Genomic DNA, 19,856 nt, shown 5'->3' with positions numbered 1-19,856 from the left:
ACTTCCTGAAATCTGATTGTTTGAACACACGAATAACGGCAGTCGCCTGCACGGAAGCGCTGTCTCTCAGCTTTTCACCCGGCGCTGCGAGGCATCGCGGTAGGCGAGGTATTTGTGTTGAGTGGCGATGTGGTCGGCGATGTGCTTGGCGTCGTGCCAGACACCCCAGATAAAGGTGGAGCCCCGGCGGGACAGCCACGGCAGGCCGAGGAAATAGATGCCCGGCTCAGCCGACACACCGCGCTGGTGCTGCGGCTTGCCCTTGGCGTCGAAGGCGTTGACCCTCAGCCAGCTGTAATCGACCGCGTAGCCAGTCGCCCAGATGATCGAGGTAACACCGGCCTTGGCCAGGTCCAGCTCGATCATCGGGTTGCTCACGCATTCCGGGTCCGGATAGGTCGCGCGGGCTTCGGGTTCCTCCGGCAGATCGAGGCCATTGCGCTCGATGTATGCGTCCGCTGCATCCAGCAGCGACAGATAGTTCTCGTCGCCGCGAGCGATGTTTTCCGCAAGGTCCGCCTGGAACGTCACCGCGTCACCTTCGAACGACTTGGTCAGACCGACGAGCGTCACACCTTGATGGGCCAGTGCCCGGAAGTCGACCGTATGACCACCACGAGCCCCGCTCACAGCAATGGTCACGTGCTCTTTGCCCGGCTGTGCGGCTTCCGCGTCCCACAGACCGAGCACACCAAGCCACCAGCAGAAGTCGCGATTGCGGTAGGCGCGCGGCGGACGATCGTGCGGACCGACCGACAGGTAGACCTGCTTGCCGGCGCGCTGCAGCTCATCGGCAATCTGCACCCCGGACGATCCGGCCCCTACCACCAGTACACCGCCTTCCGGCAGTTGCTGCGGATTGCGGTACTGGGCGGAGTGAATCTGCGTGACGCTTGCGTTGTTGGGCGCGATCGGTGGGATGATCGGGCGCTGGAAAGGTCCGGTAGCGGCGACCACACGATTGGCCTGGATCACACCCTCGGAGGTTTCGACGGTGAATCCTGGACGGTCGGCATTGCGCACCACCGACTTCACTTCCACACCGGTGCGGATGGGGGCATCGAACTGCTTGGCGTAGGCTTCGAAATAGGCCGCCACCTGCTCCTTGGAAGCGAAGGCGTCGGGATCGAGGTCAAACTCCAGCCCCGGGAAACGGTCATGCCAGGCCGGCCCGTTGGCCACCAGCGAGTCCCAGCGCCCTGTGCGCCAGGCTTCGGCAATGCGATTGCGCTCCAGCACCAGGTGCGGTACGCCGAGCTTGGTCAGGTGCTCGCTCATGGCCACGCCGGCCTGGCCGGCACCCACAACCAGCGTATCGATTTCTATTGTTTCAACTGCCTTCTCCGCGTACTTCTGAAACGCGGTCTGGTTCAGGTCGGTCATCGCTTGCCTCCTCTGACTCTGATCATTCTTGTTTTGCTGATGCGGCTATCGGTAAGGGGTGTTGGCCGCATTCTGTTCAGAGCGAGGAATTCGCGAAATTATGATTTTTGTAGTCGCTGGCTAGGAAAAAGCTACCAGGGCGAAAAGCGCTGGGCCCCGCGCGCCAGAAGGCTTTGGATATAGGTTTTTTAGATTCAGGCGCGACAAAATAAATAGCGTCGCGCCGCCCGCAGCCCCACTGATCGAAATGCATTTGCCGCGCCCCCGCCGCGCCTGATATCTGTATATATCCACAGTGAAAGACCGGTCTGCCTTCCCCGCCATGCCTGCCGCACTCGACGATCCTTTCTATTACCTGCACAACTTCCACACCCTACTGGACTGGATCAGTGAGCGTTATCACGACCTGCTGGACAGCGAGGAAGTGGCGTTCATCGAAGATTTCCGTGCCCTGCCCCGGGCCTCCCAGGCACTCCTGGTTCGCATGGTGATGCGCAAAGGCACGCTGTTTCGAGCGAGCAAGCTGAACTACGAGGAGATCGGCGACACCCGCGAGGCGGCTCTTCCGCTGCTGACACTTGGCTGGGTGGATGCAGCAGCGGAACTGGACCTCATCCAGCTCTTCGGCCTGCTCACGCTGGGCGAAGTGGATGCGTGCTTCGGCAAGGCACCGGGGCGCAAGGCGGAGCGTCTGGAGAACCTGCTTGCCGATCACGATGGGCGCCGCACCTTCGCGAACTGGTTTCCGGCCAGCAGCGATTGTGTCTATGCCGTGGACCTGATGGAGATCTGCGACCGCCTGCGGCTGATGTTCTTCGGCAACCTCTACCAGGACTGGTCCGAATTCGTCCTCGCCGACCTCGGCATCTATCAGTACGAAAAGGTGGAGATCGATGCCTCCGCAAGGGGTTTCCGCGAGCGTGCCGATCTCGACTACTACCTGCGCCTTCACCGTTGGAGAGAGCGATTCGAGGCGGGTGAAGCACTCGAACAACTGCTGCCCGAACTTCCGCTGGAAACCCACGCCAACCCCTGGCTGGATGCGCGTCGGCGCAAGCTGCTGTTCCAGGTCGGCCAGCACTGCGAGCGCTGCGAGCTGCTGGAAGCGGCGCTTGGCCTGTACGGCCTTTGCGACTACCCAGGGGCGCGGGTGCGACGCATCCGTGTGTTCGAACGCCTGGAAGCCCATGACGATGCCTTCGGCCTTGCGCAACTCGCCAACGCAGCACCCGAAAGCGAGGAAGAGCAGCAGCACCTGACCCGCATCCTGCCGCGCCTGCGACGCAAACTTGGCCTGCCCAAGGAGCCGCCAGCCGGCAGCGCAACGGTGCAGCGTATCGACTTGCTGCTGCCGCAACCCCCGGAACCGCTATCGGTGGAGCATGCCGTGCTGCTGCATTTCCACGAAGACGGCGCGCCCGTGCACTACGTGGAGAACACCCTGCTGAACTCGCTGTTTGGCCTGCTGTGCTGGGACGCCATCTTCGCCGCGCTACCCGGCGCCTTCTTCCACCCGTTCCACAATGGGCCGTCGGACCTGCTCAGTCCTGATTTCCATGCACGCCGGGCAGAACTGTTCGATGCCTGCCTGGCACAACTGGATAGCGACGCCTACCAGGCCAGCATTCGCCGGACCTTCGCCGCCAAGCAGGGGTTGCTGTCGCCCTTCGTCTACTGGGGCAACCTGGACGAAACCCTGCTCGACCAGGCCCTGACCTGCCTGCCGGCAGCACAGCTCAAGGCCTGTTTCCAGCGAATCCTTGCCGACATCAAGTCCAACCGCGCCGGCCTGCCGGACCTGATCCAGTTCTGGCCGGCCGAACGCCGCTACCGCCTGATCGAGGTGAAGGGTCCCGGTGACCGCCTGCAGGACAACCAGCTGCGCTGGCTGGAGTTCTGCGCCCAACACGGGATTCCCGTGGAAGTCTGCTACGTGCAATGGGTGGACGCCTGACATGAACTACAGCGTCGCCGTGCGCGCGCTCTGCGAGTTCACCGCCAAGACGGGCGACCTCGACCTGCGCTTCACCCCGGCGCCCACTGCCCAGGAAGGCATCGCCGGCCACGCGCTCGTGGCCAGCCGTCGGGGCGAGGGCTACCAGACGGAAGTCACGCTGGTTGGCGAGTTCGGCCCACTGCGTGTACGCGGTCGCGCCGACGGCTACGACCCGGTGCTGAACCGTCTGGAGGAAGTGAAGACCTATCGCGGTGATCTCCAGCGCATGCCGGACAATCACCGACACCTGCACTGGGCCCAGTTAAAGGTCTACGGCTGGCTGCTCTGCCGCCAGCAGTCGCTTCCGGAAGTCGAGCTAACGCTGGTCTATTTCGACATCGGCAGCCAGAAGGAAACCCTGTTCACCGAGCGCCACAAGGCCGAAGACCTGCGCCTGTTTTTCGAAACCCAGTGCCAACGCTTCATTGCCTGGGCCGAACAGGAGCTCGCCCACACAGCGGCGCGCAACGCCACACTTGAAACCCTCACCTTTCCCCATGCCGCGTTCCGCCAAGGCCAGCGCCAGCTTGCCGAGGCCGTGTACAAGGCAGCCAGCACCGGTTGCTGCTTGATGGCCCAGGCGCCCACCGGCATCGGCAAGACCCTCGGCACCCTGTTCCCCCTGCTCAAGGCAGTTCCGCGCCAGGCGCTGGACAAGGTGTTCTTCCTCGCCGCGAAAACACCCGGCCGCCAACTGGCCCTGGACGCCCTTCAGCAGATCGAGGCCGCACCCCTGCGGGTGCTCGAGCTGGTCGCTCGCGACAAGGCCTGCGAACACCCGGAAAACGCCTGTCACGGCGAATCCTGTCCCCTCGCCCACGGCTTCTACGACCGCTTGCCGGCCGCCCGCAAGGCAGCAACGGAACGCCGCTGGCTGGACCGAGAAACCCTTCGTGAAATCGCACTCGCCCATCAGGTCTGCCCCTACTACCTGGCCCAGGAGATGGCCCGCTGGAGCGATGTGGTGGTAGGCGATTACAACTACTACTTCGACGCGAGCGCCCTGCTCCATGGGCTGACCAACGTCAACCAGTGGCGCGTTGCGGTGCTGGTGGACGAAGCCCACAACCTCGTGGAACGGGCGCGCAAGATGTATTCGGCCGGGCTCGACCAACTCAGCCTCAAGGCGCTGCGCAAGAGCGCACCGGCCGTGCTGAAGAAATCCCTGGAACGGGTCGGCCGCGCCTGGAGCGAACTGAACAAGGAGCAGGCCGAGGACTACCGCGCCTATGACGCACCTCCGACCAAACTGCTCAATGCCCTTCAGGGGGCGGTAACCGCAATTACCGACTACCTCACCGACAACCCCACCGCCATGGATGCCGCCCTGCAGGAGTTCTACTTCGAAGCCATGCAATTCGGTCGCATGGCCGAGCAGTTCGACAGCCATTCGTTGTTCGACCTCAGCAAGCGCCTCGGCAAAAGTGGAAGCAGCCTGTCACGCCTGTGTCTGCGCAATCTGGTGCCCGCCCCCTTCATCGGTCCCCGATTCGCCGCCAGCCATTCCACCGTGCTGTTCTCGGCCACCCTCAACCCGCGCCGCTATTACAGCGACCTGCTGGGACTGGCCGCCAATACACCCTGGCTGGAAGTGGACTCCCCCTTCAGCGCCGAACAGCTCCAGGTTCGGATTGCCACCGACGTCTCCACGCGTTACCAGCACCGCGACGCATCGCTCACCCCCATCGCACGGCTGATGGCCCGGCAGTTTGCGGAACGTCCCGGCAACTACCTGGCCTTCTTCAGCAGCTATGACTATCTGCAGCAGGTCGCCAGCCTGTTCGCCCGCGAACATCCGCAGGTGCCCGTCTGGCTGCAGGCACGGCAGATGGACGAAGCCGAGCGCCAGGCATTCATCCAGCGCTTCGAAGCCGGCGGCCAGGGCATCGGCTTCGCCGTGCTCGGCGGCGCATTCGGTGAAGGCATCGACCTACCCGGCGAGCGACTGATCGGCGCCTTCGTCGCCACCCTTGGCCTGCCACAACTGAACCCCATCAACGAGCAGTTGAAGCTGCGCATGGCCGCACAGTTCGGCGCCGGCTACGACTACGCCTATCTCTACCCCGGCTTGCAGAAAGTGGTGCAGGCGGCCGGGCGGGTCATCCGCACGACCGAGGACAGGGGCGTGGTGCACCTGATCGACGACCGTTTTGCGCGGCCGGAGGTGCAGCGGCTACTGCCCAGCTGGTGGGTGGTGGAGCCACGAACGTAGGGTGCGCCGCGCGCACCGCAGACCTCCTGCCGGCTCGGTGGTGCGCATGGCGCACCCTACGAGTTCACCGGGTGCGCACAACGCCGCCCTTGGAGCAGAGTCTCTTATCTATCGCCGGCAAACACCCATATCCACCTTCCCCACGAACGGATTGCCGTAGCCCATCACGCAGGCCACACGCTGGTTGCGGTTACGCTCCCAGGCTTCCACCGGGTACTGGCGGTTCCAGGCGTTGTAGAGCTTGCGGTCCTGGCTGGAGATTCGCAGGCCATAGCGGTCGCTCATGTAGAAGTAGGTACGCGCGATCATCCCGCGGATCTGCTGGCGCGGCATCGCCTTGCGTGCCTTGAAGTCCACCACCATCGGGCAAGCGCCGTATTGGCTCGGCTTCTGCGGCAGCCAGGCGAAGCTGTAGTTGCTGCGATCGCCGTTCACCTCGCCGATGCTCGGCACCAGGTTATGCAGGTCCGCTTCGGCACGCTGGTAGGCCGGATCGTTCTCCGCGCAGTTCTTGCGCCCGCCCTGCTGCCAGCACTGGCGCTGATGGCCGATCACCCAGGCCGGCACGATGTGCTCCCATTCGATGCGCTTGGCCCGTTGCGGTGTCTTCCTCGGCACGTAACCGCAGCTTTTCAGGTCCACGCGATTGCCCTGATAACGGCAGCCGCAATAGAACTCCACCGGGTGAGTGGCATAGAGCTTCCAGGCGACCTTCTTCGCTTCGTTGAAGGTGCGTGGCGCGGCGGCTTCGGTAGTGGCGGAAAACAGCAGGCAAAACAGCAGGATAGAGCGAATCATCAGTTTTCTTGTTCTCGGGGTACTGCGTCAGGGGAAATGACTGACAACAGATTTTTCCTTTGGTTTGGTTGCCATCAGACGGCGGCAACTGATATCTGTATAAATATACAGTAATTCAGGAAAAGTCCTATGCCTGTATCAGCACCGATCCGCTTGCCGATGCCCGAGCAACCTGTTCCATCAAACGTACCGCTGCCCTATCAGCTGCCGCTGCCCTTCCCACCCCGTGGCCGGGTGCAGCCTTTGTCCGCCAGCCGGCGGCTGCACTGAATCCGAGGAAGACCCGATGCTGGATGTGCGCCAGTTGAAGTACACCGTGAGCCGCATGGCCCCGGAAGAAATCCGCGAAGCGGTGGAAGAACTACGCCTGGAAGGCCTGGTGACCGACGGCAAGACGCCCTTCGGCCGCTTGCACTTCAACACCTGCCTGGCTGAGATCGAGGCCCTGTTCCAGCGTGCCGGCTATCACCGGCAACTGGATGTGGTGGGGTACCAGGGGCAGGCCTATGCCCTGTTCGACCCGTCCCGTTGGGAGCCGGTGCAGGTACTGCGGTGGCTGAAGGACTACGTCGACTCGCGTCAAGCAGAAAGTGCTTAACGCTTCTGCGCGTAGGCCATGAACAGTCCGCTACCCACGATGATCGCGATGCCGAGCAGGCCGACCTGGTCCGGCGCGTGGTTGAACAGCAGCAACCCGAGCAGGCCGGCAAAGACGATCTGCCCGTAACCGAAGGGCGCCAGCAGCGGCGGCGATGCGTGGCGGAACGCCTGGGTCAGCAGCATGTGCCCGCCCATGCCGCAGGCCCCCAGGGCCAGCATCAGCAGGCTGTGGCCGAGGTTGTTCGGCAGATGCCAGAAGAACGGCACCAGAGCACTCATGATCAGCGTGTTGGTCAGCCCCGTGATGAAGTTGCTGGTGGCCGAGCTGTCGGTGCGCGTGAGGATGCGCGTCAACAACTGGTAGAAGGCAAAGCACACGGCCGCAGCCAACGGAAACAGAACGGCCGGAGTGAACAGCGAACCGCCCGGGCGCACGATCAGAAGCACCCCGGCGAAGCCCACCAGCACCGCCCCCCATTGCCCGCGGGAGACCCGCTCGCGCAGCAGGGGCACCGAAAGCATGGTGACCAATAGCGGCGCGAGGAAGATTACCGAGGTCGCCTCGGCCAGCGGGATATAGCGCAAGCCGGTCGTGAACAGCAGGCTCACCCCGATCAGGCAGAGGGCTCGTGCTATCTGTAACAAAGGCCGCTTGGTGCGCAGCACCCGCATCCCCTCACGCGGCAGCAGGAAGCCCGCCATCAGCAGCGTGTGCACCAGATAGCGCACCCAGACCACCATCACGATGGGGTAGAAGGCGGACAGGTACTTGGAAATCGCGTCGTGGCTGGAGAACAGGAAAGTAGCCAGGCAGACCAGCACGATACCTTTCAGCGGCTGGTCGATGCGTTGCGACAAGGGACTTTGGGAGCTCATCAGGGGTCCGGGTCGTCTGCCGGGGAAGGGCTTGGTAGCAGACTAATGATTAGGCGACTCAAGATATCGGCTAAGCCTGCATGACTCAAGAGCCGGCTGGCGTGCGGTGCCGGGCGGGAACGAGCTGGCCTCGCTCCACCATGCAGGCCTTCCAATGCGGTGAAAACCGAACAAGCCCTGGCTTCCGGCTGACCGATCCCCACCTGTACCCGCGAACCGGACATCGATCCGACGAAGGTCCACGGCGCCCTCATGCGCGCCGGTCGATTACGCCTCGCACAACAGGGGATATGAATTACAATCGCCATATCAACTTTGCGAACGAGGCGACCGACATGCGCTACCCCGAAGATCACAAAGCCGAAACCCACAAGCGTATCGTTGCCGAAGCGTCCCGCCGTTTCCGTGCCGAAGGCATCGACGCCACTGGCCTGCAACCGCTGATGAAGGCCCTCGGCCTGACCCATGGCGGCTTTTATGCACACTTCAAATCCAAGGACGCCCTGGTGGAAGAAGCTCTGCAGGCAGCGGCGAACGACGCCAACGCCCAATGGGTCAAGGCCTTCGCCAAGGACCAGCCGCTGAGGACCTTCTTCGAGCGCTACCTTTCCCCGCAGCACCGCGCCCATCCCGAACAGGGTTGCCCGCTGCCCACCATGGCGGCGGAGCTCGGCCATCGCGGCAATGCCAGCCCCATCACGGACAGCGTGCTGAACAACCTGCTGGTACTGGTGGAGAAGGAAGTCGGCAGCTCCGATCAGGCCCTGACCATGCTATCCACCCTTGTGGGCGCGCTGACTCTGGCCCGCAGCGTGGCCAGTGAAGAACTGTCCGACCGCATTCTCGAAAGCGCCCGCACCACCCTCCTCGCCCAAGTAGAGGCAGCACAAGCGGCCAAGGTCTGAGGTCTCGCCATCCGTCGCCGCCTTCGGCATCCACCGAGGGCAGCCTATGCTTTCCAGGTAGGGCCGAAACCGGCTGCACCTGGGTTGCACCCTCCCTCTTTTCCGCCACGCATGTGCCGCTGAATCCCCGGATTGCCCTGCCTCCACACTTTTCAGGTGCAACTTTTACAAGCCCTGATACGACCTTTCATCTGGAGAATGTCGCCAGCCCACAACCTTTGGTTGCACCCGGTTGCACCCCTTGTAGGACATCGCTACTCTTTGCGCCGCTAAATGCCGTCGACCACGGCTGAGAAGAGGACAAGAAATGGCTACGAGCACCACCCTTGGCGTGAAACTGGACGAAGCGACCCGCGATCGTCTCAAGGAAGCTGCGCGCAAGATCGAGCGCACCCCGCATTGGCTGATCAAGCAAGCGATCTTCAGCTACCTCGAGGCACTGGAAAGCGGCATGACCCTGCCGGAACTCCAGGGCATCGCCCAGCGCCTGGCCGAAGGTGACCACGACGCCCTCGAAGCCCTGCCCGAGGCCACTCACCAGCCATTCCTCGAATTCGCCGAAAGCATCCTGCCGCAATCCGTGCTGCGTGCGGCCATCACCGCCGCCTACCGCCGCCCCGAGCAGGAAGCCGTACCCATGCTGCTGGAGCAGGCGCGCCTGCCCGCCGAAATGGCCGACGCTGCCTACAAACTGGCCTACGGCATCGCCGAGAAGCTGCGCAACCAGAAGAGCGCTGGCGGCCGTGCCGGCATCGTCCAGGGCCTGCTGCAGGAGTTCTCCCTGTCTTCCCAGGAAGGCGTGGCGCTGATGTGCCTGGCCGAAGCCCTGCTGCGTATCCCGGACAAGGGCACCCGTGACGCCCTGATCCGCGACAAGATCAGCACCGGCAACTGGCAACAGCACCTGGGCCAGAGCCCGTCGATGTTCGTCAACGCCGCCTCCTGGGGCCTGCTGATCACCGGCAAGCTGGTGTCCACCCACAACGAAGCCGGCCTGTCGTCTTCGCTGAATCGCATCATCGGCAAGAGCGGCGAGCCCGTGATCCGCAAGGGCGTGGACATGGCGATGCGCCTGATGGGCGAGCAGTTCGTCACCGGCGAAACCATCGCCGAAGCGCTGGCCAATGCCACCAACTTCGAAGCCAAGGGCTTCCGCTACTCCTACGACATGCTCGGCGAAGCCGCGCTGACCGAAGAAGACGCCCAGCGCTACTACGCCTCCTACGAGCAGGCCATCCATGCCATCGGCAAGGCCTCCCACGGCCGTGGCATCTATGAAGGCCCAGGCATCTCCATCAAGCTGTCGGCCCTGCACCCGCGCTACAGCCGCACCCAGTACGAGCGCATGATGGGCGAGCTTTACCCGCGCCTGCTGTCCCTGACCCTGCTGGCCAAGCAGTACGACATCGGCCTGAATATCGACGCCGAAGAAGCCGACCGCCTGGAAATCTCCCTCGACATGCTTGAGCGCCTCTGCTTCGAGCCGTCCCTGAAGGGCTGGAACGGCGTCGGCTTCGTCATCCAGGCCTACCAGAAGCGTTGCCCGTACGTGATCGACTACGTGATCGACCTCGCTCGCCGCAGCCAGCACCGCCTGATGATCCGCCTGGTGAAAGGCGCCTACTGGGACAGCGAGATCAAGCGCGCCCAGGTGGACGGCCTGGAAGGCTTCCCGGTCTACAGCCGCAAGGTCTACACCGACATCTCCTACATCGCTTGCGCCCGCAAGCTGCTGGGCGTACCGGACGCGATCTACCCGCAGTTCGCCACCCACAACGCCCACACCCTGTCGGCCATCTACCAGATCGCCGGCCAGAACTACTACCCGGGCCAGTACGAGTTCCAGTGCCTGCACGGCATGGGCGAGCCCCTGTACGAGCAAGTGGTGGGCAAGGTCGCCGACGGCAAGCTGAACCGCCCGTGCCGTATCTACGCACCGGTCGGCACCCATGAAACCCTGCTGGCCTACCTGGTCCGCCGCCTGCTGGAAAACGGCGCCAACACCAGCTTCGTCAACCGCATCGCCGACCACAGCATCTCCATCAAGGACCTGGTGGAAGACCCGGTGACCAGCGCCGAATCCATGGCCAGCGTCGAAGGCTCCCTGGGCCTGCCGCATCCGCGCATCCCGCAACCCAAGGCCCTGTACGGCGAAGCCCGCGTCAACTCCAGCGGCATCGACATGGCCAACGAACACCGCCTGGCCTCGCTGTCCAGCGCCCTGCTGAGCTCGGGGCACGCTGACTGGCGCGCCCAGCCCATGCTCGGCTGCCCGACCAGTGAAGGCGCGGCTGAGCCCGTGCTGAACCCCGCGGATCACCGCGATGTGGTGGGCCACGTGCAGAACGCCACGACCGCTGACGTCGGCAATGCCGTGCTGGCCTCCATCACCGCCGCACCGATTTGGCAGTCCACTCCGCCGGTTGAGCGCGCGGCCGCCCTGGATCGCGCCGCCGACCTGATGGAAAGCGAAATGCAACCGCTGATGGGCATCCTCGCCCGTGAAGCCGGCAAAACCTTCGCCAACGCCATCGCCGAAGTGCGCGAAGCCGTCGATTTCCTGCGCTACTACGCCGCCCAGGCCCGTCACGACTTCGCCAACGACACCCACCGCCCACTGGGCCCGGTGGTGTGCATCAGCCCGTGGAACTTCCCTCTGGCGATCTTCGCCGGCCAGGTAGCCGCCGCGCTCGCCGCCGGTAATACCGTGCTGGCCAAGCCCGCCGAACAGACTCCGCTGATCGCCGCCCAGGCCGTGCGCATCATGCTCCAGGCCGGCATTCCGGAAGGCGTGGTGCAGCTGCTGCCGGGCCTCGGCCACACCGTAGGCGCCGCCCTGGTGAGCGATGAGCGCGTGAAAGGGGTGATGTTCACCGGCTCCACCGAAGTCGCCGGCATCCTCGCCCGCAACGTCGCCGGTCGCCTGGACGCCCAGGGTCGCCCGATTCCGCTGATCGCCGAAACCGGCGGCCAGAACGCGATGATCGTGGACTCCTCCGCTCTCGCCGAGCAGGTGGTGACCGACGTGATCGCCTCCGCCTTCGACAGCGCCGGCCAGCGCTGCTCCGCCCTGCGCATACTCTGCGTACAGGAAGACGTGGCCGATCGCGTGGTTGAAATGCTCAAGGGCGCCATGGCCGAGTGCCGCATCGGCAATCCCGAGCACCTGAATGTGGATATCGGCCCGGTCATCGACGCCGAAGCCAAGACCAACATCGACAAGCACATCCAGGCCATGCGCAGCAAAGGTCGCAGCGTGTTCCAGATCGCCCGCACCGAGGGTGATGTGATGCAGCGCGGCACCTTCGTGATGCCGACCCTGATCGAACTGGACAGCCTCGCCGACCTGGAACGTGAAATCTTCGGCCCGGTCCTGCACCTGCTGCGCTACAAGCGCGAGGACATGGACGCGCTGCTCGATCAGATCAACGCCACCGGCTACGGCCTGACCCTCGGCGTCCACACCCGCATTGACGAAACCATCGCCAAGGTGGTGGACAAGGCTCATGCCGGCAACCTCTACGTCAACCGCAACATGGTGGGCGCCGTGGTCGGTGTGCAGCCCTTCGGTGGTGAAGGCCTGTCCGGCACCGGCCCGAAAGCCGGCGGCCCGTTGTACATGTACCGCCTGCTCGCCACCCGCCCGGCCGATGGCGTGAGCCGCACCTTCCAGCGCCTGGATGGCCAGAACGTCGCCGACTCGCAGCAGCGCAAGTCCCTGCAGGAAAGCCAGGGCAAGCCGCTGGAAGCCCTTAAGGCCTGGGCCGCCAAGAACGGCAAGGATGGCCTCGCCAGTGCCTGCGACAACTTCGCCGAGCACTCCCAGAGCGGCCTGAGCCGCGTGCTCCCCGGCCCGACCGGCGAGCGCAACACCTATGTGCTGCTGCCGCGCGAGGCCGTGCTTTGCCTGGCTGACGATGAAGCCGATCTGCTGACCCAACTGGCCGCAACACTCGCCGTTGGCAGCAGCGCGCTCTGGGCCACCAGCGACCTGACCAGCAAGCTGCGCGGCGCCCTGCCGAAGGCCGTGCAGGCTCGTATCCAACTGGTAGCCGACTGGAACCAGGCCGAAGTGGAGTTCGATGCCGTTCTGCACCATGGCGACTCCGACCAGCTGGGCGCGGTTTGCAAACAGGTCGCTTCGCGCAAGGGGCCGATCATCGGCGTCCAGGGCCTGTCCCGCGGCGAGACCTCGGTCCCGCTGGAGCGTCTGCTGATCGAACGCGCCATCAGCGTCAACACCGCCGCCGCTGGCGGCAACGCCAGCCTGATGACCATCGGCTGACACGCGACATCGCTTCACCCGTCGTTCACCCACAAGGCGAGCGACGGTCGCTACACCGGAGGCCTGGCCTCCAGGCGGACCGCCTTACCGGGCGACTTCGCCCATCTCTTCAACGGTTGGCTGTCATTCACTGATGGCAAAAGGGGGCACGCCACAAGCGTGCCCCCTTCTTTTTGCCCGTCAGGGCAGGCCTTCGGCCTGCTTGGCGAATGAATTCGCCCCTACAGGTCATCGCAGGAGCTACTTGCCACCCAGGATCAGGCAGGTGGTGGAGCCGGTCGCGTAGAGCTTGCCATCCACATCGTAGATGCGTCCTTCCGCCAGCGCGGTGGAGCGGCCGACATGGATGATCCGTCCCTCAGCCCGCACCGGGCCGGTCTTGGTGGTCAGAGCGCGAATGTAGCTGATGCGCAGGTCGGTGGTGGTATAGCCCTGCCCTTTCTCCAGATTGGCGTGGATGGCGCAGCCCATGCACGAATCCAGCAGCGTGGCTGCGTATCCCCCGTGCACCGACCCGATCGGGTTGTAGTGCTGCATCTGCGGCACACCCTGGAAGACGAAACGCTCCTTCGACCATTCGACCGGGACGAAGCCCATCAACTCGCCAATGGGCGGTGCCGGCAGGTCGCCGCGACCGATGCCATCAAAGAACTCCAGGGGGTTGAGCGTCGCCACCTCTGCAATGCTCATGGTGCCGGGCTTGAGACGGGCACGGATTTCGGCCTCTGCGGCCAGCCAGACTTGGAGTTTCTCTTCGCGGGACAGATCGCTCATCGGGGTCATCTCCTGGATCACATGAATGAATTGAATGTCGACCGTAATATATATCAACCAAAGAAAACCGGAACTCCCGTTCGGAAGTTCCGGCCCGATTCAGAGGCTCATCTGCTTGGCGATGATCTCGTTCATGATCTCCCGCGTACCGCCACCTATGGAGAGGATCCGGTTGTCACGATACAGCCGCTCCACCAGGCTCTCGCGCATGTAGCCCATGCCACCGAGGATCTGCACGGCGTCGTAAGTAAGGCGGTCGGCGATGTCGGTGGCGAAGTTCTTCGCCATGGAAATTTCCTTGATCACGCTCTTGCCCGCCGCCATCTTCGCCGCCTGGCGATACGTGAACTCGCGGGATACCTCCAGCTGCGTAGCCATTTCCGCCATCCGGTGACGAAGCACCTGGAAACGGCCAATGGGCTTGCCGAAGGCTTCGCGCTCGCGGGCCCAGTTCAGCGACTCCTCCAGGGCCAACTGCGCGGTCATATTGGCCATGATGGCCAGCGCCAGACGCTCGCTCTGGAAATTGGCCATGATGCAGGCAAAGCCCATGTTTTCCATGCCGATCAGGTTCGCCACCGGCACCTTGCAATCATCGAAGAACAATTCGGCAGTGTCGGACGCCCACCAGCCCATCTTCTTCAACTTGCGGCCGACAGTGAAACCCGGAGTGTCCTTCTCCACCAGCAACAGGCTCACGCCACCGAAACCTTCGCCACCGGTGCGCACCGCCACCGTGTAGTAGTCGGCACGCACACCGCTGGTGATGAAGGTCTTGCTGCCGGAGACGCGATAGAAGTCGCCGTCGCGTACGGCTCGGGTCTTGAGGTTGGCCACGTCCGAACCGCCAGATGGCTCGGTGACTGCCAGCGCCATGATCTTCTCGCCGGACAGGACCTGCGGCACGACGCGCTCGCGCAGCTCGGCACGCCCCCATTTGATGACCGGCGGCAGGCCGATATCCAGGGAGCCCAGCCCGGCAACCAGCCCGCCGGAGCCACAACGCATCAACTCTTCGCTGGCCGCCACCTTGGCGAACACGTCGCCTTCGTGGCTGCCGCCAAACGCTTCCGGATAACCGATACCGAGGATGCCGGCAGCGCCCGCCTTGAGGTAGAGCTCGCGGGGAAACTCCTCGGCCTCTTCCCACTCGGCGATATGGGGCAGGATTTCCCGCTCGACGAAGCGGCGAACCGAATCCCGGACCAGTTGATGGGACTCGTCGAAGTATTCCTGGTAGGCAGACATGGCAAGACTCCCGGTAAGATCAAACGAACTTACCGAGCGCTTGCTTGGTTTTCAAGGCGAGACTTGTGCCATCGACGCGGCCGTATCAGCCGCGCAACCCGGCCTCAAAGCCCGATAGGACGACGCCCCGCGAGCGCGTGGGCAAGGGTGCCGCCGTCCACCAGCTCCAGCTCGCCGCCCAGCGGTACGCCATGGGCGATGCGGGAAACCGTAATGGATTTGGGCGCCAGCAGTTGGGCGATGTAATGGGCGGTGGCTTCGCCCTCCACCGTGGGGTTGGTGGCGAGGATCACCTCGGTGAACTGCCCGGCTTCGATTCGCGCCAGCAGTTCCGGGATGCCAATGGCCTCCGGCCCCAGGCCATCCAGTGGTGACAGATGCCCCTTGAGCACGAAGAAGCGACCGCGATAGCCGGTCTGCTCCACGGCGAACACATCCAGCGGACCTTCCACGACGCAAAGCAGGGAATCGTCGCGGCGCGGATCAGCACACTGCGGGCAGAGCGCTTCCTCGCTCAAGGTACGGCATTGCGTGCAATGTCCGACGCCTTCCATGGCCGCCGTCAGCGCCTGCGCCAGACGCAGGCCGCCACTGCGATCACGCTCCAGCATCTGCAGCGCCATGCGTTGCGCAGTCTTCTGGCCCACACCGGGCAGAATGCGCAGAGCATCGATCAATTGGCGGATCAGCGGGCTGAAGCTCATGGGCGTCTCAAAGTGCGGATGGAATGGATGGACTCCAGTGCCTCTCGACAGCATCGACTGGGGCGACCAGACGGTATGCAGTACAAGGCGCGAGCGGCCTCGGGCACCGGAGTTTACGTCTGTAAATGAGGATGCCCGGGGCCGCGCGCAACGCAGTAATGCGTGCTGGCTGGGCGTCACTCACTCAGAAGGGCATTTTGAAGCCGGGGGGTAATTGCATCCCGGCCGTCATGCCGGCCATTTTTTCCTGGTTGTTCTGCTCGATCTTGCGCACGGCGTCGTTCACCGCAGCCGCGATCAGGTCTTCCAGGATTTCCTTGTCTTCCTGCATCAGGCTGTCATCCAGGGAGACGCGCTTGACGTCATGGCGACCGGTCATCACCACTGTCACCAGGCCGGCGCCGGACTGGCCGGTAACCTCGGCATTGGCCAGCTCTTCCTGCATCTTCTGCATCTTTTCCTGCATCTGTTGGGCCTGTTTCATCAGGCCTGCCATGCCACCCTTCATCATGATGATTGTCCTCAGCGGTCAAGGGGTTCAATGGTGTCGGCGCGCACCTGGGCGCCGAACAGTTCGATCATTTTCAGCACCAGCGGATCGCTGGCAATGGCCTCTTCGGCCTGCCGCTGACGAGCGGCGCGCTTGCGTGCGGCAGCCTGCGCAGGGGTTTCCTGCTCAGGACGACGCACTTCAACTTCGAGTTTCAGAGATCGGCCGTGGTACTGGTTCAGCGCATCGTTCAGGCGGCGCTGCTGGTTCGCATTGAACAGCGCGCTCTGTGCCGGGTCCAGGTGCAGGCGCCAGACATCGTCTTCCACCGCCACCAGGGTGCAGTTGGCGCCGATGTTTCCGGTCATGCCCGAAAGCCCGAGGCGCGGGAACAGGTCCAGCCATTCGGCAGCCAGCCCAGTGGCAGGCTTCGCGGCAGGCAGGACCTCGGCGACAGCGGCAGGTTCATCCGCCGGTCCGATGTCGTCCATATAGGCAATGCTGTCGGCATCGCCCTCGTAATAGTCGTCGTAATCGCCGGGCGGCGGCTCGTCGTCGGATTCGTCAGTGGACTCGGCAACTGGCGGCTCGGCCGCTGGCTGGACCACGGGCGCCTCAACAACCGGCGCGGACTCGACCACAGGCTCCGGTTCGGGCGCAGCCAGGGGCGCGATTACTGGTGCAGCGGCAACCGGGACCGAAGGCTCATCCCAAGGCAGGTCGACTACCTCAGCCGGTGCCTCGACTACAGCTACAGGCTCTTCCGTCACGGGTTCTGCTACCGGTTCGGGAGCGGCCTCGACCGCAGATACGGGAGCAGCGACCTCCTCGACAGCGGCCACCGGAACGGGCGCAGGCGCTTCAACGACCGGAGCCGGAGCCGGAGCCGGAGCCGCGACAGGCTGGCTGACTACGGGAGCAGGTACAACCACTGGGGCGGGCGCCTGTATGGGAGCAGGTTGCGGCGCAGCAATAGCGACCGAAGCCGACGAGGTGGCTCCGGCCACTGGGTTCTTCTGGGGATCAACCGTGGCCTGGCTGATCCCCGGGTCCTTTAGCTGGACCCGCGGCGCACCATCGGCATCTGCCGGACGGAACGCCAACATGCGCAGCAGCACCATCTCGAAGCCGCTGCGGGGGTCCGGGGCCAACGGCAGGTCGCGCCGGCCGATCAGACCCATCTGGTAGTAGAACTGGACATCTTCGCCCGGCAGGGCCTGTGCCAGCGCCAGTACGCGGTCGCGATCACCCTGACCGTTGTCGACAGCGTCCGGCAGCACCTGGGCAATCGCCACGCGGTGCAACACATTGAGCATTTCGGAGAGCACGCCGTTCCAGTCCGGCCCCTGCTCGGCCAAGTGGCGTACGGCCTCCAGCAGCGCGCGGGCATCGCCCTGCAGCAGCGCGTGGAGCACGCCGTAGACCTGGCCATGATCGAGGGTGCCGAGCATGGCGCGTACGTCGGCGGCCAGAACCTTGCCTTCCCCGAAGGCGATGGCCTGGTCGGTGAGGCTCATGGCATCACGCATCGAGCCATCGGCGGCACGGCCCAGCAACCAGAGCGCATCGGCCTCGAAGGGCACGTTTTCGGCCCCGAGTACGTGGGTCAGGTGCTCGACCACACGCTCCGGCGGCATGTTCTTCAGGGAGAACTGCAGGCAGCGCGAAAGAATGGTGACGGGCAGCTTCTGCGGATCAGTGGTGGCCAGCAGGAACTTGACGTGGGGCGGCGGCTCTTCAAGGGTCTTCAGCAGTGCGTTGAACGAGTGCGTGGAGAGCATGTGCACTTCGTCGATCAGGTAGACCTTGTAACGACCGCGGCTGGGAGCGTACTGCACGTTATCGAGCAGTTCGCGGGTGTCTTCCACCTTCGTGCGGCTGGCGGCGTCCACTTCGATCAGGTCGACGAAACGCCCCTCATCGATCTCCCGGCACACCGAACACTGGCCGCAGGGGGTGGAGCTGATGCCGGTCTCGCAGTTCAGGCACTTGGCCAGGATGCGCGCGATGGTGGTCTTGCCAACGCCGCGCGTACCGGTAAACAGGTACGCGTGGTGCAGGCGCTGGTTGTCCAGGGCGTTGATCAAAGCCTTCAGCACATGGGTCTGGCCGACCATTTCGCGGAACGAGCGCGGACGCCATTTGCGTGCAAGGACCTGATAACTCATTGAAAACCATCGCGTCTGGAGAGCAGAAGGAGCTAATGCTAGCGGAGCGATGCGCAAATTGCATCCGATGCGAACGGCGCCCTGTTCAATCCGCCCGACAACAGGCATTGTGGGCCACCGTCCATCCAGACGAGGGAGCCTGATGCGCTCATTTGTCCTCGCCCTATTGCTCTGCTGGAGCTCCCTCAGCACCGCTGCGCCGGCCGTCCTGCGCTTCTCGGCGGTGGATAGCTGGGCCATGCCGCTGGCCGAGTTCAAGAACAACCATCTGATCGGCGGCATCCTTCACGACCTGATCAACCGCCTGGCGCAACACCTCGACATCCCCGCACAGATCCTGGTCCTCCCGCGCAACCGCGTGGAGCTGGCCGTGAAGCAGGGAGAAATCGACGTACGCTGCTACGTCAGCCCGAAGTGGATCACCAACAGCACCGATTTCCTCTGGAGCGTGCCCCTCCTTTATCAGCGCGACCTGATCGTCTCGCGCCAGGGAAGCGAACGCCTGGCCAGCCCCGACGCCAGCTCGGGCGAAAGTGTCGGCACCGTGCTGGGCTACACCTATCCACGCCTGCAACCCCTGTTCGATCGCGGCTCACTGCTGCGCGACGAAGCACGCAACCAGGAACTGGTCCTGCAGAAGCTGCTGGCCGGCCGCTACAAGTACGCAGTAAGCAACGAGTTGGCCCTGGGCTGGTTCAATCGCGACCTTCCAGACACGGACCAGCTGGTGAGCGTCGGCATCCTGGAAGAAGAACCTGTGGGCTGCCTGATCCGAAACGACCCCGCAGTTCCGGCGCAACGCATCCTGCGCACGCTGGTGCAGATGAAGGAGTCAGGGGAGATCGATGAGATTCTGGCGCGCTACCAGTGAGGATGCGCCACTGAAAAATGATTCCCGCCCTAGTAATTCAAATAGTCCTCAAGAGTTGTCCAGCCCTTTTCTCGGGCCTTGGCGATCGTCGCAGTCGCGTTCTCCGCGGCCTTCATCAACGCCTCTGCCGTACAACCCTCATTGACCTGTATTTCCCCTCTTTCAAAGTTGGAGACAAACCTTCTGGCTTCAGCCATCAGCCTCGCACACGAATCATCGGGCTTCAGTTTTGCCCTCCACTCGTTCTCAAGCTCCAAGGCACACATGCGTGTCCTCATTTCAAGGTCGAATGTGTGGTTGCAGCCCAAACCGTATGCCGCTCCCGAGTAAAGCAAAATCGCAAGTAGCGCCACGAACGTTCTTGAAATGCTCATATCGACGGCCCCCACTCGAGTAGGCCATACATGAGTTTAGGTCAGACGGGTAGTCGACAGACGCCGATGCTGTCATGGGGAGCGCACTACGCCAGATGTCCGCTAGGGGAGATAAAAGGTTCTTCACGGATTTCCGGGGAGCCATGAAAAAAGAACGGCGATTTGGTTGAAG

General features: G+C 63.7%; 15 protein-coding genes. 6 read left to right on the top strand and 9 right to left on the bottom strand.

The window, feature by feature from the left end; translation table 11 throughout:
• Positions 1 to 66: 66 nt before the first annotated feature.
• Entirely contained in the window at positions 67 to 1,383 is a 1,317-nt protein-coding gene (locus MnOB_RS16260; protein WP_077525270.1) for a flavin-containing monooxygenase, read from the bottom strand.
• A 322-nt stretch (positions 1,384 to 1,705) separates the two neighbouring features.
• Between MnOB_RS16260 and MnOB_RS16255 the strand changes: the two genes are divergently transcribed.
• Together MnOB_RS16255 and MnOB_RS16250 are read left to right on the top strand one after the other, a co-directional pair.
• Positions 1,706 to 3,337: a VRR-NUC domain-containing protein gene (locus tag MnOB_RS16255; RefSeq protein ID WP_077525269.1), complete on the top strand. Its 1,632-nt coding sequence runs from the start codon at positions 1,706 to 1,708 to the stop codon at positions 3,335 to 3,337.
• 1 nt (position 3,338) lies between these two features.
• A complete protein-coding gene (locus MnOB_RS16250) occupies positions 3,339 to 5,591 on the top strand; it encodes an ATP-dependent DNA helicase (RefSeq protein ID WP_077525268.1) in 2,253 nt (750 codons plus the stop codon).
• Between the two features lie 108 nt (positions 5,592 to 5,699).
• Here MnOB_RS16250 and MnOB_RS16245 read toward each other — a convergent pair whose 3' ends face one another.
• On the bottom strand, positions 5,700 to 6,389 hold the full coding sequence (locus MnOB_RS16245; protein ID WP_077525267.1) for an endonuclease: 690 nt from the start codon (positions 6,387 to 6,389) through the stop codon (positions 5,700 to 5,702).
• 286 nt (positions 6,390 to 6,675) lie between these two features.
• On the opposite strand from MnOB_RS16245, the gene MnOB_RS16240 reads away from it, so the two are divergent.
• The gene (locus MnOB_RS16240; RefSeq protein WP_077525266.1) at positions 6,676 to 6,987 is read left to right on the top strand and encodes a transcriptional regulator; all 312 of its coding nucleotides are present in this window, start codon (positions 6,676 to 6,678) and stop codon (positions 6,985 to 6,987) included.
• Here the strand turns inward: MnOB_RS16240 and MnOB_RS16235 are convergent.
• A complete protein-coding gene (locus MnOB_RS16235) occupies positions 6,984 to 7,865 on the bottom strand; it encodes a DMT family transporter (protein WP_077525265.1) in 882 nt (293 codons plus the stop codon). The two genes, MnOB_RS16240 and MnOB_RS16235, sit on opposite strands and share 4 nt — an antisense overlap.
• A 335-nt stretch (positions 7,866 to 8,200) precedes the next feature.
• Between MnOB_RS16235 and MnOB_RS16230 the strand changes: the two genes are divergently transcribed.
• Together MnOB_RS16230 and putA are read left to right on the top strand one after the other, a co-directional pair.
• Entirely contained in the window at positions 8,201 to 8,770 is a 570-nt protein-coding gene (locus MnOB_RS16230; protein ID WP_077525290.1) for a TetR/AcrR family transcriptional regulator, read from the top strand.
• Positions 8,771 to 9,077: 307 nt separating this feature from the next.
• Positions 9,078 to 13,055, top strand: coding sequence for a trifunctional transcriptional regulator/proline dehydrogenase/L-glutamate gamma-semialdehyde dehydrogenase (gene putA, locus MnOB_RS16225; protein ID WP_077525264.1), 3,978 nt, complete (start codon positions 9,078 to 9,080; stop codon positions 13,053 to 13,055).
• A gap of 240 nt (positions 13,056 to 13,295) precedes the next feature.
• Here putA and MnOB_RS16220 read toward each other — a convergent pair whose 3' ends face one another.
• From MnOB_RS16220 to dnaX, 5 genes are all read right to left on the bottom strand, one after another.
• Entirely contained in the window at positions 13,296 to 13,829 is a 534-nt protein-coding gene (locus tag MnOB_RS16220) for a PaaI family thioesterase (protein WP_077525263.1), read from the bottom strand.
• A gap of 99 nt (positions 13,830 to 13,928) precedes the next feature.
• The gene (locus tag MnOB_RS16215; RefSeq protein WP_077525262.1) at positions 13,929 to 15,077 is read right to left on the bottom strand and encodes an acyl-CoA dehydrogenase family protein; all 1,149 of its coding nucleotides are present in this window, start codon (positions 15,075 to 15,077) and stop codon (positions 13,929 to 13,931) included.
• A 104-nt stretch (positions 15,078 to 15,181) separates the two neighbouring features.
• Positions 15,182 to 15,781, bottom strand: coding sequence for a recombination mediator RecR (recR, locus tag MnOB_RS16210; RefSeq protein ID WP_077525261.1), 600 nt, complete (start codon positions 15,779 to 15,781; stop codon positions 15,182 to 15,184).
• Between the two features lie 184 nt (positions 15,782 to 15,965).
• Positions 15,966 to 16,292 (bottom strand): YbaB/EbfC family nucleoid-associated protein, encoded by a 327-nt coding sequence (locus MnOB_RS16205; RefSeq protein WP_077525260.1) that lies wholly within the window; start codon positions 16,290 to 16,292, stop codon positions 15,966 to 15,968.
• Positions 16,293 to 16,303: 11 nt separating this feature from the next.
• Positions 16,304 to 18,439 carry a DNA polymerase III subunit gamma/tau gene (dnaX, locus tag MnOB_RS16200; protein ID WP_077525259.1) on the bottom strand — a complete coding sequence of 712 codons (2,136 nt, stop codon included), beginning with the start codon at positions 18,437 to 18,439 and terminating at the stop codon, positions 16,304 to 16,306.
• A gap of 142 nt (positions 18,440 to 18,581) precedes the next feature.
• Here dnaX and MnOB_RS16195 point away from each other — a divergent pair, with 142 nt between their 5' ends.
• Positions 18,582 to 19,310 carry a substrate-binding periplasmic protein gene (locus MnOB_RS16195; RefSeq protein ID WP_077525258.1) on the top strand — a complete coding sequence of 243 codons (729 nt, stop codon included), beginning with the start codon at positions 18,582 to 18,584 and terminating at the stop codon, positions 19,308 to 19,310.
• Positions 19,311 to 19,339: 29 nt separating this feature from the next.
• Here MnOB_RS16195 and MnOB_RS16190 read toward each other — a convergent pair whose 3' ends face one another.
• Entirely contained in the window at positions 19,340 to 19,684 is a 345-nt protein-coding gene (locus MnOB_RS16190; RefSeq protein WP_158713826.1) for a hypothetical protein, read from the bottom strand.
• Between the last annotated feature and the right edge of the window lie 172 nt (positions 19,685 to 19,856).

This window comes from Metapseudomonas resinovorans, from assembly GCF_002003485.1.
In the GTDB taxonomy this organism is placed as follows: domain Bacteria; phylum Pseudomonadota; class Gammaproteobacteria; order Pseudomonadales; family Pseudomonadaceae; genus Metapseudomonas; species Metapseudomonas resinovorans_D.
This window is presented reverse-complemented; position numbering and strand designations above follow the sequence as displayed.

What these genes read in the sequence shown, in the direction of transcription:
- dnaX (WP_077525259.1), bottom strand. Translation starts at nt 18,439, where the DNA reads ATGAGTTATCAGGTCCTTGCACGCAAATGGCGTCCGCGCTCGTTCCGC.
- MnOB_RS16235 (WP_077525265.1), bottom strand. Translation starts at nt 7,865, where the DNA reads ATGAGCTCCCAAAGTCCCTTGTCGCAACGCATCGACCAGCCGCTGAAA.
- MnOB_RS16215 (WP_077525262.1), bottom strand. Translation starts at nt 15,077, where the DNA reads ATGTCTGCCTACCAGGAATACTTCGACGAGTCCCATCAACTGGTCCGG.
- MnOB_RS16240 (WP_077525266.1), top strand. Translation starts at nt 6,676, where the DNA reads ATGCTGGATGTGCGCCAGTTGAAGTACACCGTGAGCCGCATGGCCCCG.
- MnOB_RS16245 (WP_077525267.1), bottom strand. Translation starts at nt 6,389, where the DNA reads ATGATTCGCTCTATCCTGCTGTTTTGCCTGCTGTTTTCCGCCACTACC.
- MnOB_RS16260 (WP_077525270.1), bottom strand. Translation starts at nt 1,383, where the DNA reads ATGACCGACCTGAACCAGACCGCGTTTCAGAAGTACGCGGAGAAGGCA.
- MnOB_RS16250 (WP_077525268.1), top strand. Translation starts at nt 3,339, where the DNA reads ATGAACTACAGCGTCGCCGTGCGCGCGCTCTGCGAGTTCACCGCCAAG.
- recR (WP_077525261.1), bottom strand. Translation starts at nt 15,781, where the DNA reads ATGAGCTTCAGCCCGCTGATCCGCCAATTGATCGATGCTCTGCGCATT.
- MnOB_RS16230 (WP_077525290.1), top strand. Translation starts at nt 8,201, where the DNA reads ATGCGCTACCCCGAAGATCACAAAGCCGAAACCCACAAGCGTATCGTT.
- MnOB_RS16220 (WP_077525263.1), bottom strand. Translation starts at nt 13,829, where the DNA reads ATGAGCGATCTGTCCCGCGAAGAGAAACTCCAAGTCTGGCTGGCCGCA.
- MnOB_RS16195 (WP_077525258.1), top strand. Translation starts at nt 18,582, where the DNA reads ATGCGCTCATTTGTCCTCGCCCTATTGCTCTGCTGGAGCTCCCTCAGC.
- MnOB_RS16205 (WP_077525260.1), bottom strand. Translation starts at nt 16,292, where the DNA reads ATGATGAAGGGTGGCATGGCAGGCCTGATGAAACAGGCCCAACAGATG.
- MnOB_RS16255 (WP_077525269.1), top strand. Translation starts at nt 1,706, where the DNA reads ATGCCTGCCGCACTCGACGATCCTTTCTATTACCTGCACAACTTCCAC.
- MnOB_RS16190 (WP_158713826.1), bottom strand. Translation starts at nt 19,684, where the DNA reads ATGAGCATTTCAAGAACGTTCGTGGCGCTACTTGCGATTTTGCTTTAC.
- putA (WP_077525264.1), top strand. Translation starts at nt 9,078, where the DNA reads ATGGCTACGAGCACCACCCTTGGCGTGAAACTGGACGAAGCGACCCGC.